General features: G+C 53.8%; 10 protein-coding genes and 1 pseudogene. 4 read left to right on the top strand and 7 right to left on the bottom strand.

Features of this window, described 5'->3' with window-relative positions; translation table 11 throughout:
• Positions 1–167: transposase (locus GX147_03460; GenBank protein NLN59761.1), on the top strand; the 167-nt coding region annotated here is incomplete at its 5' end.
• A 412-nt stretch (positions 168–579) separates the two neighbouring features.
• On the opposite strand, the pseudogene GX147_03455 reads toward GX147_03460, so the two are convergent.
• Positions 580–1,185 (bottom strand): annotated as a pseudogene (locus GX147_03455) (IS481 family transposase).
• A 68-nt stretch (positions 1,186–1,253) separates the two neighbouring features.
• Complete coding sequence (locus tag GX147_03450) at positions 1,254–1,607, bottom strand: hypothetical protein (GenBank protein ID NLN59760.1); 354 nt, start codon at positions 1,605–1,607, stop codon at positions 1,254–1,256.
• A gap of 522 nt (positions 1,608–2,129) precedes the next feature.
• On the opposite strand from GX147_03450, the gene GX147_03445 reads away from it, so the two are divergent.
• From GX147_03445 to GX147_03435, 3 genes are read left to right on the top strand one after another with little or no spacing between them, the layout of a single operon-like run.
• Positions 2,130–3,320: an efflux RND transporter periplasmic adaptor subunit gene (locus tag GX147_03445; GenBank protein ID NLN59759.1), complete on the top strand. Its 1,191-nt coding sequence runs from the start codon at positions 2,130–2,132 to the stop codon at positions 3,318–3,320.
• A 43-nt stretch (positions 3,321–3,363) separates the two neighbouring features.
• Positions 3,364–6,573, top strand: coding sequence for a multidrug efflux RND transporter permease subunit (locus tag GX147_03440; GenBank protein ID NLN59758.1), 3,210 nt, complete (start codon positions 3,364–3,366; stop codon positions 6,571–6,573).
• Between the two features lies 1 nt (position 6,574).
• On the top strand, positions 6,575–8,020 hold the full coding sequence (locus GX147_03435) for an efflux transporter outer membrane subunit (GenBank protein ID NLN59757.1): 1,446 nt from the start codon (positions 6,575–6,577) through the stop codon (positions 8,018–8,020).
• Positions 8,021–8,096: 76 nt separating this feature from the next.
• Here GX147_03435 and GX147_03430 read toward each other — a convergent pair whose 3' ends face one another.
• The 5 genes from GX147_03430 to GX147_03410 all read right to left on the bottom strand — a co-directional run.
• Positions 8,097–8,387 carry a hypothetical protein gene (locus tag GX147_03430; protein NLN59756.1) on the bottom strand — a complete coding sequence of 97 codons (291 nt, stop codon included), beginning with the start codon at positions 8,385–8,387 and terminating at the stop codon, positions 8,097–8,099.
• A 321-nt stretch (positions 8,388–8,708) separates the two neighbouring features.
• On the bottom strand, positions 8,709–11,957 hold the full coding sequence (locus GX147_03425) for a type I restriction endonuclease subunit R (GenBank protein ID NLN59755.1): 3,249 nt from the start codon (positions 11,955–11,957) through the stop codon (positions 8,709–8,711).
• Between the two features lie 413 nt (positions 11,958–12,370).
• Positions 12,371–13,516, bottom strand: a complete 1,146-nt coding sequence (locus GX147_03420; protein NLN59754.1) for a restriction endonuclease subunit S — start codon at positions 13,514–13,516, stop codon at positions 12,371–12,373.
• 127 nt (positions 13,517–13,643) lie between these two features.
• The gene (locus tag GX147_03415) at positions 13,644–14,690 is read right to left on the bottom strand and encodes an AAA family ATPase (protein ID NLN59753.1); all 1,047 of its coding nucleotides are present in this window, start codon (positions 14,688–14,690) and stop codon (positions 13,644–13,646) included.
• Positions 14,687–15,078 (bottom strand): SAM-dependent DNA methyltransferase (locus GX147_03410; GenBank protein ID NLN59752.1); only part of this gene is annotated, 392 nt, incomplete at its 5' end. The genes GX147_03415 and GX147_03410, both read right to left, overlap by 4 nt.

Raw genomic sequence — 15,078 nt, 5'->3', positions numbered from 1 at the left:
TCTACACCTCCGTGGAGGAACTACAGGAGAATCTGGACAGATGGCTCCATCACTACAATTACGAAAGGCCTCACCGGGGCTATCGCAACATGGGCAGACGACCCATTGAAACGATTGAAGCGGCTCTTGCTGCCAAAGAGCTAACAAAACAAGAACAGGTGGTGTAAACTGCCTCGCCGAAGAGTAACTGACTGTCCGGGAAGAGGTTGATTTTTACATATTATACATTCCTTATGGAGATTGCCTGATCCATATTGGCTTTTCTCATTTCTCAGATTTGCATTGCTTATTCCTGCCAATAGTGTTGCGTTAAATATCAATAAAAACTTAAATCCTCATTTCAAAAACAATGAAAAGTTTTCCGGCTGGAACTGGGCAGGCGTAGTGGTTGGAGGCGTGCTTTTTGTGCTTTGTATAATTGAGACATTTATGCCAGAATCATAGAATGTCTAACAAAAGCAATACACCCGATCGCTGCGCTCCGTAAGCCACTCCCCATAGTCAAGACAGAAAACGGGCTTGTTTAAGGTGCAAATTCGGGTAAGCCTGCACAGGGTTAAAGTTAAGCGGTTTGCCGGAATAGACCTCGAAGGGTGTCCGGTATCCTAAAGCCTCATGAATCCTCTCTGTGTTGTAAAACTGGAAATAAGCGGTCAAACGGCCGTGGGCTTCCGAAACGCTGCGGTAATCATGAAGATAGACTTCTTCGTATTTGACGGTTCTCCAGAGTCTCTCGACGAAGATGTTGTCATAGACCCGGCCCCGGCCGTCCATGCTGATCTGGATGTTATGGCCTTGGAAGCGACTGATAAAATCCGCTGCCGTGAACTGTACCCCCTGATCCATGTTGAAAATCTCCGGCTTCGAAAGGATCAGTGCTTTTTCCAGGGCCTGCACACAGAATGCCAGCATCTGGGATTGCCAGTCCAACTCCACCTTGAGCTGCCCGATCTGGCGATAGAGTTCCGCCTGCAGCTCTTCCCCGTCCTTCTCAGCGCTTTTGCGGCGGTCCGAAAAAAGCTGCGGCAGCTCCTCAAGCAGCTTCTGCCGCCATTGGCGGATCTGGTTGGGGTGGACACCGTATTCCGAAGCGATCTGGGCTATGGTCTTCTCTCCTCGGAGTGCTTCCAAGGCCACTCGCGCCTTGAAAGCGGCGTCGTGACGCCTGCGTATGTTGCCTGCCATGCCATACCTCCTTCTGATATCGGCAGGCTAACATGCACCTTATTGCCCTGTCCAGTTTCTGGGGAGAGTTATATCCGCTGGTCTATTAGTTTAAATACGGCCCTACGATTCTTCCATTCAAGTTTTTCCCGGGCACAAAGCGCAGTGAATTTCGATAATTTTACCACGTTATAAAGCTGACAGAAGATTCCTACCCAAGGGAAATAGGAACCAATGAAAACCTTAAGATTATTCCTTTGGAAGTACCAAAATATTTTTGGCGGGAGTCTTTCATCAAGAATTCCGTTATGATTTAAAATTGATTCGATCATCTTCTTTTCAGCCCAATTACAGAGTAAACCGCTTATAAGGGGCAGAGGCCAAAAGTAAAAACAAAGAAACATGGCTTTACTCGCAGCCCTCTTTTCTTTTGATTCCATCATGTCTTACTTCTCCTTTCCTGGCTAATCTAGTCCATAGATTTTGTTCATGATTTCCGAATAATGGATACTAAAGGTAGTGTCCCTGTGGCAAGTTACAAGATATTCTGCAACAATTACCAGACTTTAACTGCTTACTCTTCTTCTTTGTCTCGGACTGTTTAATATATCGGACGATTTATCGATTACTTTAATTGGCCTTTGTCGATAGATCGTTTTGCCAAACCTTTTGAACGCCACCGAGACTTTAGACGGCCTTTCCGTAGGCCGGGCATGGCTCCCTTGGGGTGGGCATATCCCGGCCACAACCATGTCGGCAAATCCCTCTTTCAAGGCCAATATTTCGTTGACACACCGAATATTTCTCCCTATAGTTCACGACAAATCAGCACCCTTTAATCTGCCTTAGGCATCGGAGCCAAACCCCTCGCATCGCACTGATCGGGTTTTTCCGACTGAATCCAACATGAGTCTGTAGGAGTCAGCGGTTTATTTTGAATCGTAATTTCAGCGAAGAGTGAAATCATGCGTTTAAAAAAAGTCTTTTCCCGTTACTCCTCTGTGGACATGCCTTTCATTCCAATTGTTTTATGGGTCATTCTGATATGCATTCCCTTTTTCATCGGTTGCCACCAGGAAAGCAAGGTTCAACCAAACGTTCCGCCCGAAGTCTCCGTCATTGAGATTGTCCCCGGCGACATGCCCGTTGTCTTCACCTTCGTGGGCCAGACCCATAGTTCTCATCAGGTAGAAATCCGCGCGCGCATCAACGGGTTCCTTAACAAACGCGTATACAGTGAAGGAGCTATGGTTAAGGCGGGTCAGGTTCTCTTTGAAATGGATCCCAAACCCTTCCGGGTCCAGCTCGACCAGGCCGAGGCCGCCCTTGCCAAGCAACAAGCCGCGCTGGAAGTGGCACAGGCCAACCTAGCCCGTGTCAAACCGCTGACGGAGTTGGACGCCCTGTCAAGAAAGGATCTCGACGACGCAACCAGCCGTGCCCAATCCGCCGCGGCCGAAGTCGAACAGGCAAAGGCCCAGGTTGAATCGGCCAGACTCAACCTGTCCTATTGCACCATTACGTCCCCCATCGACGGGATCACCAGCGCTGCCCTGCAGCAGGAAGGGGCGTACATCAGCGCCCAGGACAATCAGCTCACGACGGTCATGGTACTCTCTCCCATATGGGTCAACTTCAGCGTATCGGAAAACGAAATGCAGAATTTTCACGCGGCCGTCGGCAAGGGTTTGCTGAAACCCCCGGCCCCGGACCGTTACGAAACGGAGATCATCCTCGTTGACGGAACGGTCTACCCCTACACGGGATGGGTCACGTTTGCCGATCCGATGTACGATGAAAAATCAGGCACTTTCCTGAACCGTGCCAGCATCCCAAATCCTGACGGTGTTTTACGGCCGAACCAGTATGTACGTGTGCGGTTAAAGGGTGTCATCCGGCCCGCGGCGATCCAGGTGCCCCAGCAGGCAGTCCAGATGGGGACCAAGGGGCACTTTGTCTGGGTGGTCAATCCCGACGACAAGGTCGATCCCCGACCTGTCGAAGTTGGTGAATGGCACGGCAGCAACTGGTTTATCAATGACGGCTTGAGGGCCGGTGAACGGGTGGTCGTCGAGGGCGGCCTGGGGTTGCTTCCCCGTATGAAAGTCAAGGCACAGATATACAAAGAAAAGCCGGTCACAGAGGATAGAGGATAATCGTTAGAAACATCAAAAAAGGCGTATAGTAGAGGTCCGGTTCATGTTCTCCAGGTTCTTCATCGAGCGACCGATTTTCGCCACAGTCATTTCTCTCATAATCGTCATAGCCGGCCTGATCTCGATAAGATGCCTGCCCGTCGCCCAGTACCCGTCGATCACCCCCGTTCAGATAATCGTTTCTGCATTCTACCCCGGCGCCGATTCAAAAACCGTGGCCGACGCGGTGGCTGCTCCGCTGGAAGCCCAGATAAACGGTGTCGACAACATGCTCTACATGACATCGACCAGTTCCAGCGCCGGCCAGTTGACCCTGGTTGTTTCTTTCACCCTCGATACGGATCCCGATATTGCCCAGGTCCAGGTGCAAAACAGGGTAAATCTGGCCACCCCCCAATTACCCGACGCCGTGGTACAAAACGGAGTCTCCGTATATAAGCAATCATCCAGCATTCTGATGATTCTGGCTCTGTACAACAAAGACGGCCGTTATAAGCCCGAATATGTGGATAATTACGCCAATGTCTATGTCCTTGACGCCATTAAAAGAATCGATGGCGCCGGACAGGCCGGCATCCTCGGTGTGGCCGATCAGGCCATGCGCATCTGGATGAATCCTGATCGCATGGCGTCTCTCGGCATCACCACCGCGGATGTTCAGCAGGCGGTCGCTTATCAAAACGCCCTGTTTGGGGCCGGCCAGATCGGCCAGCAGCCGACGGAGGGCTTCGTCCAGCAAAACTTCCCGGTCGTCACCCCGCCGCAGTTTTCCCAGCCGTCACAATATGAAAACATCATCTTACGGGGCAGTCGGGAAGAAAGCGCCATTGTTCGTATCAAGGACATCGCCCGTGTCGAGGTCGGGCGGAAGCAGTACATCACGGAAAGCAAGCTCAACAATGACCCCGCAACATTTATTGCCGTCTACCAGCAACCGGGCTCGAACGGCCTCGACGTGTCCGCGGCCGTACGCGAAACCATGCAGGACCTGAAAAAGACGATGCCTGAAGGTATCGAATACGTGATCGCGCTGGATACGGCCGACTTTGTAAGGATTTCCATAAAAGAAGTCATCCACACCCTGATTGAAGCAATCATTTTGGTCCTGCTGGTGGTCTATCTTTTTCTGCAAAGCTTCCGTTCCACGATCATCTGCACGGTGGCCATTCTGGTGTCATTGATCGGGACCTTCACCGGCATGCTCGCCCTGGGTTTTTCCGTCAACCTCTTAACCCTCTTCGGCCTTATCCTCGCCATCGGTATGGTTGTGGACGATGCCATCGTGGTGGTGGAGAATGTCGAGAGGAACATGACGAAAAAACATCTACCGCCGAAGGAAGCGACCATCAAGGCCATGGAGGAAATCGGAAGTTCCCTCGTGGCGGTGGTGCTGGTTATGGCTTCGGTTTTTATCCCCGCCGCCTTTTTGCCCGGCACCACGGGACAGCTTTATAAACAGTTTGCGGTGACGATCGTGATTTCCGTCGCCCTTTCCGGTTTCGTGGCCTTGACGCTGACACCGGCCATGTGCGCGCTCATGCTCAAGCATACGGAAAAACCGCGGAAAGGGTTCTTTGCATGGTTCAACCGTCAGGTCGACCGCATCACCCTGGCCTTCGGCCATGCGGTGACCCTGATCATCAAGCGCATGGTCCCGGCCTTCATTCTGCTTTTTTTCTTCATCTGGGCCCTCGTTCACCTGTTTCTGACGATTCCCACCGGCTTTGTTCCAAACGAGGACCAGGGATACGTGCTGGCCGCCTTGGTCATGCCCGATGCCGCCGGGCTGGGAAGAACGGCCGAGACCGCCGAGGATCTGGACAGCCTGTTCGCCAAAAATCCGGCGGTCGAGAACCGGACGGCCATCACCGGCTACAGCCTGATCGACGGTCAATATAAGACGAACGCGGCGACCTTTTTTGTTACGTTGAAAGACTTTAAGGAACGCTACGGTTCCTTGAAAAAAGCATTCAAAGAAAATGCCGGAGCCGTTCTGTTGTCCGTTTATGAAGGCGCTCAGACGATCAAAACGGGCAAAATCATCCCCATTGCGCCGCCTGCTATCCCCGGTATCGGCACCACCGGCGGTTTTGAATTCTGGATCCAGGACAGGGAGTCCGGTGATCCGGCAATGCTTTACGATTTGATTCAAAAATTCCTGGATGAGGCACGAAAACGTCCTGAACTGAGCGACCTGAACAGCATGTTCCGCTCATCGTCACAGCAATTGCGGGTCGACGTGGACCGTGAAAAAGCGGTGCTGCTCGACGTACCGGTGCAGGACGTGTACAGCGCCCTCCAGACCCAGTTCGGCTCGCTTAAGGTCAGCCAGTACAATCAGTACAGCCGAATCTGGGATGTCATTCTTCAATCCGACGCCCCGTATCGCCAGGACCCCTCCGATGTAAACCGACTTTATACACGGTCGAAAAGCGGGGAGATGGTCCCTCTTTCCGCGGTTGTTTCCACTCATTACACCAGCGGTCCGGATCTTCTGCCTCACTTCAACGGTTTTCCCGCGGGACAGGTAACTGGAAATCCCGCTATGGGATACAGTTCCGGCGAGGCAATCCAGGCCATGGAGGAAGTGGCCCGCGAAGTTTTGCCGCAGGGTTTTGCTTTCTCCTGGTCCGGCATGGCCTTTGAGGAAAAGAAATCAGGGGCCACCTCGGCGGTCGCCTTTGTCTTCGGCTTGATCATCGTGTTCCTCGTCCTGGCGGCCCAGTTTGAGTCCTGGACCCTGCCGGGTTCCGTCATGACGGCGGTTCCCTTCGGCATTCTCGGAGCCCTGGCGTTTAACTGGATGCGGGGTCTGCACAACGACGTCTATTTGCAAATCGGGATGCTTGTGCTTATTGGACTGGGCGCCAAAAATGCGGTTTTGCGGGTCAGCTTTGCCGTGGAACTCCGCAAGCAGGGATTGTCCATCATGGAGGCCACCATCCGGGCCGGTGAGGAAAGACTGCGTCCCATCATCATGACCTCCCTGGCCTTCATCTGCGGCGTGTTGCCTCTCGCCATTGCCACGGGCGCCGGCGCCAATGCCCGTCATTCCATCGGAACCGGAATCATTGGCGGCATGATCGGGGAAACCACCCTGGCCATGCTTTATGTGCCCCTGTTCTTCTATCTGTTCGACCGGCTTCACGAACGGAGCAAAAAAAAGACGGGCATATCGCCTCCGGAGGGGGAAGACACGGCCTCCAACGGAATAGAGGAGAAACCCCCATCACATCCTGAAGGGGGATCCTGACATGCGCCGGTTTTTTCTGATTTTCTGCACGCTTCTGCTGACGGGTTGCATGGCCGGCCCCGACTATTCCCGACCTGCCGTTAACTCACCGGAGGTTTATCGCTATGGCGTGAAGGAAGCCCGGGATTCGGCAAACACCCTCTGGTGGAAGCAGTTTCATGACCCGGTACTCGATACTCTGATCGAGGAAGCGCTCGGGAACAACAAAGACATCAGAATCGCCGCGGCCAACGTCGAACAGGCCGCGGGCATGCTCACCCAGGTGAGATCCCCCCTGTTTCCGCAGGCCAGTTACAACGGGAGTGGCGCCCGCCAGCGTTTGAGTGAAGAGAACGCCGCCCCCTTGCCCGGCAGCGTGCCTAACCCCCAGGAAGCGTATCAGGTTTTTGCCGGCGCCACATGGGAAATCGATCTCTGGGGACGTGTACGGCGTCTGTCCGAGGCGGCCAGGGCCAACCTGCTGGGTACCGAAGAAGCGCGTCGTGGGATAATCCTGTCCGTCGTTGCCCTGGCGGCAACGAATTACTTCGAGCTTTGCGGCCTTGATGAACAACTGGCGATTGCCCGTCAAAACCTGGCATCCTATGGGGAATCGGTTCGCCTTTTCGAGCTCCAGCATAAATACGGCCAGGTTTCCCGGATGACCGTCGAGCAGGCGAGGACGCGTTACGAAACTGCGGCGGCCACCATACCGCAAATCGAATCACAGATTGTACACATTGAAAACGCCCTGTCCCTATTGCTCGGGCGCAACCCGGGTCCGGTTTCACGCGGCCGGACCCTCGGCGAGCTTGCCCTGCCCGAGGTTCCGGCAGATCTGCCGTCGGAACTGCTGGCCAATCGGCCCGATATCATGCAGGCTGAACAAAACCTCATTGCCGCAAACGCTCAGATCGGCGCCGCCCGGACCCTTTATTTTCCGACCATTTCACTGACTGCCGGATATGGTCAAGCCAGCGGACACCTATCCGACCTTTTCAAGAGCCCGGCCCGAACATGGAACTATGGAGGAACCATTACGGGTCCGATCTTTACCGCCGGGGCTGTTTCCGGTCAGGTTCAACAGGCGGAGGCCGCCCATAAAGCGGCTCTTCTGGCCTATGAACTCTCCATTCAAAACGCCTTTTCCGATGTGGAAAACGCGCTGGCCACGCGCAGCAAAATCATCGAGCAACTTCAGGCCCAGAAGAGGCTGGTCGACGCCGCCGGCGAGTATACGCGGCTGTCGAAACTTCTGTACGACGGCGGTTATGCCCCCTATTCCACCGTACTTCAGGCCGAGGAACAGTCGTTCCCCGCCCAGCTCAATTATGTCATGTACCGGGCTTCGCTTTTTGCCTCTCTGGTCAATATTTACAAAGCCATGGGAGGGGGGTGGATAACCGAAGCGGATAAATTGACCGAGGTTCGGGACAAAAATACGGACGCGGGGAAAAAGGCGCCCTGATGATCAATCAGAAACGGGGTCGGTTCCGGTGAAGACAATCCGACTCCTAAAAAGGGCAATTCGGGCAAGGGTACTTTTAAACACATTCTTCCAGGGGAAAAGTAAACGCCCGAAAACCCGCTTTGGGATGCTCCGCCCTCAGTTCCCGCATCATTTCCAGAAGTCGAGGAATCTCGTTATCGTCCACGGCCATTAAAAGGGTTTTGTTCCTTCCAGGTGAGTAACTCGTACCCAACTTCGCCTCCGATTCTTCGCCTTCACCCGTCAGACCGTGCATTTTCGTATACTGTTTGTAACCAGCTCTCTTAATGGCTTTTGTCATGAGTTCATCGAAGTAATCCGGATAAATAACGTAAAACATTTTCATTTTTCAGCCTCCTTTCACGGTGTAGATTTGATCGTGATATTTCATGAATAGTGGACTGCACCCGCGATCAGACAATGACGGTCAGAGGATTCTGATAACAATACACCTCTTCAACCTCCCCATAAGGCCTCTATCCGAGAGAAAAATGCACATATCAATCATACCTTTCCCGAATAAAAAAGAAAAGGCCCCCTTCAAAAAGGGGAGAACCGGGGCCTTTGTATCCGACGCTCCATTGGTTGACACAGCGGATGATGGAAGTGGGATCTGCGAAGAGCTTCAGACGTGAATGAAAAGCTCATACCTTCCTTGCGATACGCCCTATGACGCCATGTTGGCGTAGTACGGTGACGGCACCGTTGGGTACGCCCGAAACACATGCACGAAAACCGCTTCCGTCCTGTCCCGTACGTCCTCTTCTGAATAAGCTTCCGGCAACCCGGTTTGTTCGCTCCAGAGAAAATCATGAATCGTCAGCCGAACGGCGTCCCGGGTGGATTCCTTGTCACGCCAATGATTGATCCGCAGTTTTTCCGCCTTGAGGGTTTTAAGCAGGTCGACGGCCACGGCCTTGATGCGTTTGCTCTCTGCGGCGGTCAGCTCCGGCTTTTTGAGGAGATCAACGATAGCCAGGGTTTCTTCTGTCAGTCCTTCTCGCACCGCGCGCCTCTCTTCATCGTCCATCTCTTCTATGAGTTTGAGAAGCGCTTCAAAGGTCTTCTCTATGGTCAAGCGATCTTTTTCACGGTTGTACTCGGCGACGATCTCCTCATAGTGCTTCTGGAAATCGGTCCGCAGCGGATTTTGTTGGAGCAGGCGGTGCAGACGTTCTTCTATGGCAGCTTTCAGATTCTGCACGGTGGTGCGCTTGGCCGGGCTGCGTTCGAACTCCCGGCGCAAGCGGTCAAAATCGATCTTGCTGATATCATAAGCTTCAAAGGGCTCATCAATTTGTTCCGGCTGGGTTTCAATCGTCTCATCAACGATCCGGTGCAAATCCCGGAGGATATCGGCAATGTCCGCCTGATCGCGGTCCTGCTGAAGGCTTTTATAGATGATATTGATCGCTTCGTAGTCGTTGCGATAATCATCAATGCTTTCAATGGTGATGCAGGCTTTAAATTTCGAAAACACTGCCCGGCTCATTATCTCGAAACGTTTTCTCGTCTTATCATTTGCATTGGCCGCTTCTTTCGCCGCCCATATTGCTGCATTCCGGGCAAAGCCGGTTTTTTGAATGATGTCGTCCAGGGAGGCTTTGCGCTCTTCCATGAACTCTCTCACCATCGAAATCGCCTCCGCGAGATCGGCCAGCAATTCCTCCTCGGGCCTGGCCGGTTCGGTTTCGTCCCCATCGCCACCGCGCCCGTCATCGCCTGTCCCGGCAAAGGTTGCCAGCGCCTTGCGCAGGTTCTTCAAAATACCGCAGTAATCCACAATCATCCCGTTGTTCTTGCCTTCGTTAACCCGGTTGGCCCGGGCAATGGCCTGCATCAGGGTGTGCGCCTTGAGCGGCTTGTCGAGATACAAGATCGAGAGGCTGGGAACATCAAAGCCGGTCAGCCACATGGCACAGACGATGGCCACGCGAAAGGGGTGTTCTTCGGCCTTGAACGCCTCGTCCAAGGGCAGTCGCTGCATGTTCTGGAAGTGCGGCTGTTTCCGCATCGCCTCGGACAGGTCGATGCCCTCCTTGATCAGGCGGCGGTGCGGGGTGATATCCAGATCCCATTTGCGAAACTTCTCGACCTCGCCCTGCTCCTCACTGATTACCACCGCCATCTGTGTCTGCCGCATCCACTGGATGCGGCGCCACCGATACTGTTCATCCTGCTCATCCGTGGCCTTGAGCAATTGCGCTTCCAGCTCGCCGATTCTCTCGTTCCAATAGAACTCGATCAGCTTGTGCATGCGGACGCAGGTGATTTTGTCGATGCAGACCAGCATGGCCTTACCGGTTTCCCACGCTGTGGAGTAATGCCGGACAAAATCGCGGGCCACCTGGTCAAGACGTTTCCCGGCCGTAATGATATGATAATCGCGCTTGAGATCTTGTTCCAGGCGCTGCTCCACATCGATATTACCTGTCTCCAGTTCTTCCAGTTTCTCGGCAATCCGCTCGTTCAGATCGCCGACAGCCACGCCGAGCTTATCGCCACGCGCATCGTAATACAGCGGCACCGTGGCCTTGTCCTCCACGGCTCGCTGGAAATCATAGGTCGAGACGTAATCGCCGAAGACTCGCCGGGTGATCTCGTCGTCCTTGAACAGTGGCGTGCCGGTGAATCCGATGTAGCCGGCGTTGGGCAGGGCGTTGCGCATGTTGAGGGCCAGGGTGCCGTACTGGGTGCGATGGGCCTCGTCGGTGATGACGATGAGGTCGTCGCGTTGGGAGTAGGGCTCCCCTTTGACCACGGCCTGATTGAATTTCTGGATCAGCGAAAAGACATGCGACTTGTGCAGGGCCAGCAACTGGGCAAGATGCTCACCGCTTGCAGCCCGGCACGGGTCACGGTCGTTGTCCACCACGCCGCATCCGGCAAAGGTTTTGTAAATTTGTGTGTCCAGGTCTTCACGGTCGGTGAGGATCAGAAAGGTGAAGTTGCCGCCCAGTTTGCGATGCACCTTGCGGGTGAAAAAGACCATGGAATAACTCTTGCCAGAGCCCTGGGTATGCCAGAACACCCCCAACTTGCCGTTTCGGTTCTTCCTGTCGCGGACCGCCTCGATGGCCCGATTGACGCCCAGAAACTGATGGTTGCGAGCCAGAATCTTTCTCGACTCTCCGGCCGAGTCATCGAAAACAATGAAGTTCTCCACCAGGTCCAGAAAATTGGCTTTCGCGCACATCCCTTTGAGAAGGGTCTCCATGGCCACCACGCCCGGCTCATTTTCGGCCAGTCGTTTCCATTCGTGGAAATGCTCGAACCGGCTGGTGAGCGAGCCAAGCTTAGCATCCACGCCGTTGGCCAGCACGACAAAAGCGTTGTGATGGAACAGATGCGGGACCGTGTCCTTGTAATCCAGAAAGTTCTGCTCGTAAGCGGCGCGAATGTCCTTGCTGACGTTCTTCAACTCCATGAACAACAGCGGCAGACCGTTGACAAAGCCGACGATGTCCGCCCGACGTCGGTAGAGGTCACCGCGCACCCACAGTTCCCGCACACAGAGGAAGTGGTTGTTTGTAGGCTCGTCGAAGTCAAAGATGCGTAGGCGTTGCCGCACCCGTTCGCCCTTGGTATTGCGAAAGGTGACCTGCGTTCCCTCCTTGATCAATTCGTACTTTTCACAGTTGGTGGCGGCCATGTTCTGGGAGGCGGAGACCGTAACGATCCGGCGGACAGCATCCTCATAGGCTGTGGTGGGCAGGCCGGGATTGAGTTCTTCAATCTTGGCCCGCAGGGTGCGGGTCAATACCACCTCGCGGTCTGATTCCCGGCCCAGCAGGCTGTCCGGCCCGAAGTTCTCGTTGTTGTAGGCGTACACCGACTCCCAGCCCAGTTCCCGCTCCAGATACTCGGCAGTGGTCTGCTGAACCAGGGTGTCTTCGGTGTAGGGGGCAGGTGTCATTCAATTACCTCCCAGTATCCTTCCTTCCTCCCGCCGATCCGTCGCAATAATCCATCTCTTTCGCTCGGTAATACCGATCAATTCCGCCAGCCGGGAATGGTGACGGAAGCTTTTCCCGACAGGCAACGAAATCTTTCCCGACGTTATCCCGACACTTACCCGACGTCGTGTGGGGTTTCAATGAATCTTCAGGTGTAATGTTCTTTTACCTCTGCCAATTCTTTCAGGCTCTCCTCACGCTGGATGCTCCGTCCGATTGAAATTCGGAAATTCCGAATTTCTTCGTTGTCTTTGCTTCAACATCATTTGTGCCATCCACATTTTCAGGCCATATTCGATTATTGCTCCCGGATTTCCTCGGGTCACCCGTTGAGGCGCGTGTTTGTGCGTCCATTCAATACGGGGATAGTTGCTCATACCTCCACCTCACCGTTCATCAGTTTGGGCAGGAGGAGGTCTCGGGCTTTGGCAAGATTGTCAATTTGCTTTTCATGGTTGGCAATCTGTAGAAATATTGGCTCTACAGTACCATGAAAAAGATTCCGCAAAATTTGGGGTGGATAAAGAATGCTAAGACGCATTAAATGCTTTGGATAAACATGCGGTTGTGCTGCGCCCTGTTGCATCCTGGTAATTTCGGGCTGACGGTAAACCATGGCAAGATAGAAAAACCAAATTTCTGGATTGTCACTGCTACTCAAATAGGAGCAGTCAGATGCCCAAATATCTTGATGGTAAAGAGCCACATGCCCTGCATTGGCTCCAGATGCGCTGACTGTTATGACAGATCCTGTAGTGTTTGCCACGTTGTGATAATAAGCTGGCTTCAATCCTCCCGCAACAACTGGGACAACTCCGTCTTCGGTCATATCCTTCGTTATGTTCTTACCTTTTTGTATGGTCGCTATTTCTTGAAGGTTTCGTTGTTCCCATCCTTCTGGTACGCCATCCACAATTTTGCTGTGTTCGTGGCCGGGGAAGCGGAGGTGGACGAACCATTCCTTGTAAAGCAGACGTGCCGCCTGCTCCAGCAACTGAATCCGCCGCCGGTTGTTCTCGATCAGGTCGTCGTAGGCGGAGATTTTATCAGCAATCAGCTTCTGTTCGGTGATTCCTGGTATCGGAAACCTCAACGATAGGAGTTTGGCTTGACTCAGATTATCCTGGGCAGCCCCCTGTGTAAATTGCTTATACTTGCGTTGTAATAATGTGTCGAACAGGTACTTGATGAAACGTGCATCTGCCTTCTGTTTGTCGGGGATAAAACCAATCACACTGTCCGGAAAACACGCATCGAAACCAAGAATCGCAGTATCAGCGATATTGGCCGCAATGGTGATACACAGCGTGCCTGCGGGCCACATACGGCTTTGCACCAACCCGTCTTCACTGTAAGTCTGGGTATAGTTGGTTAGATACAGCCCCGCGTGTTTCACATCTCCCGTTTGTACAAATGGATGCGGTCCGCCGTAGAGGTGGGCAGCATCGCGGGGTCTGTGTCGAGATCGCCCCCGACTAACAAATCCCAATTCATCGAGGCTCTTTAGTTTCCAACTCATACTTCCACCTCGAAATTCCTTTTAATCGTCACCGCCAGTTGCACCGCCTCGGCGTTCAGGCCCTCCAGTCCTATAATGATACCAGCCCCCTTTGCATCAAAAGCGAAACAGCCTGTTTCACCCCTGTTCATTTCACGTCCTCCAGCACCTGCTTACCGCGTGTGGTCAAGCGATATTTCTGCGTCGGGCTGCGGGGCGAATCGGGTTGGGTCATTTCGACAAGGCCGATGGACAACGCGGGTTGCAGATAATCATATAGAAAAGTTGGCCGGTGATTAAGGTGCAACGCCAACATTGCCTCCTTGCTTGCCAATTCTCTCTCTTTCAGGACGGATAGCAATCGCTTTACTTGTTCGGTTACTTGTTCGGTTACTTGTTGGGTTGCCGGCATATCCGACTTCTCTTTTTTTATGGGATGCGTTTCAGCCAGATAAACCGTGAAGCGCAGGCGCAGGGCGATCTCCTCAATTTTGGGTTCCGGCAGGCCCAGCTCCTGGGCTTCGGCAAAAATACGACGCACTCCGGTGCCCCACTGTTCAATCAAGCCCAGTTCCTTGAAAACGCGGGCAATGACCGGATTCCTGATGCGAGAGGTGCCCTGTTTCATCTCCTCAACGGTCAGACCGGGCAGAAGAATCCCCATGCTCTCCACTTCGATGCGGTCATCGAGAAAAACGACCCGGATGGGAGCACCGCGTTGCGAGAAGTCACTATGCACCAAGGCATTGATGATCACCTCGCGCAAAATCCCCAGCGGGATACTCCAGACATCCCTGCGGCGCACCTCGGAGAGATCCGCGCCGCGATAGGCATGCTTTTTCAGAAACAGCATCACCTCTTCCACGGTCTTGGGCAGTGGCATGTTGATATCGCGATGATCAAAAATGTCGATCTTTTCGGTGCCGAAAAAACGACCGCACTGAATCCAGACATCGGGAAAGTGTTGCGTACGATTTTTGCCGAAAAGCAAAACCGCTCCCCTGGTTGGCACAAGACGATTTTGGTGTCGAGCCAGCAATTTCAAAGTCAACAGGGTCTGCTCATCCAACTCCCGGAGGGTGCCAAAAGCCGCCTGTACGGCAGCGATATCCAGATCGCCGGCAGACAACTCCGGCATGGGCATTTCGTCGAAGGAGACACCCTCGACGGAGCGGCGCAGTTCGGCGATGGTCATATCCCCAGTTCCTCGAAATTCTTTTTGATGGTTGCAGCCAACTGCACCGCTTCGGCGTTCAGGTCCTCCAGTTCCACATGGATGTCGCGCATGGCCTCTTCGAAATCGAAATCCTCGTCCTCTTCTTCCGGTGCGATGCCGACATAGCGGCCGGGGGTGAGGCTCCAGTCGTTGGCTTCGATCTCGGCCAGGTCCACCAGCTTGACCAGTCCTTCCACGTCGCGCAGTCTGGCCTCGGGGAAGCGTTCGGTGAGCCAGCGGGCCTGTTTCCAGAAGTAGCGTACCTGCTTAAGCTGCTCCACGGCATGGGCGCGGGTGTCGTCGGCAGCCTTGCGGGCGCGGCTGATGTCGAGCCCGGGCCAAGCGTCATGTTCACGGGCGTCACATT

This window comes from Deltaproteobacteria bacterium, from assembly GCA_012522415.1.
Classification (GTDB): Bacteria; Desulfobacterota; Syntrophia; order Syntrophales; family JAAYKM01; genus JAAYKM01.
Note: the sequence above shows the minus strand (reverse complement) of the source record. Positions and strands in the feature narration are given on the sequence as shown.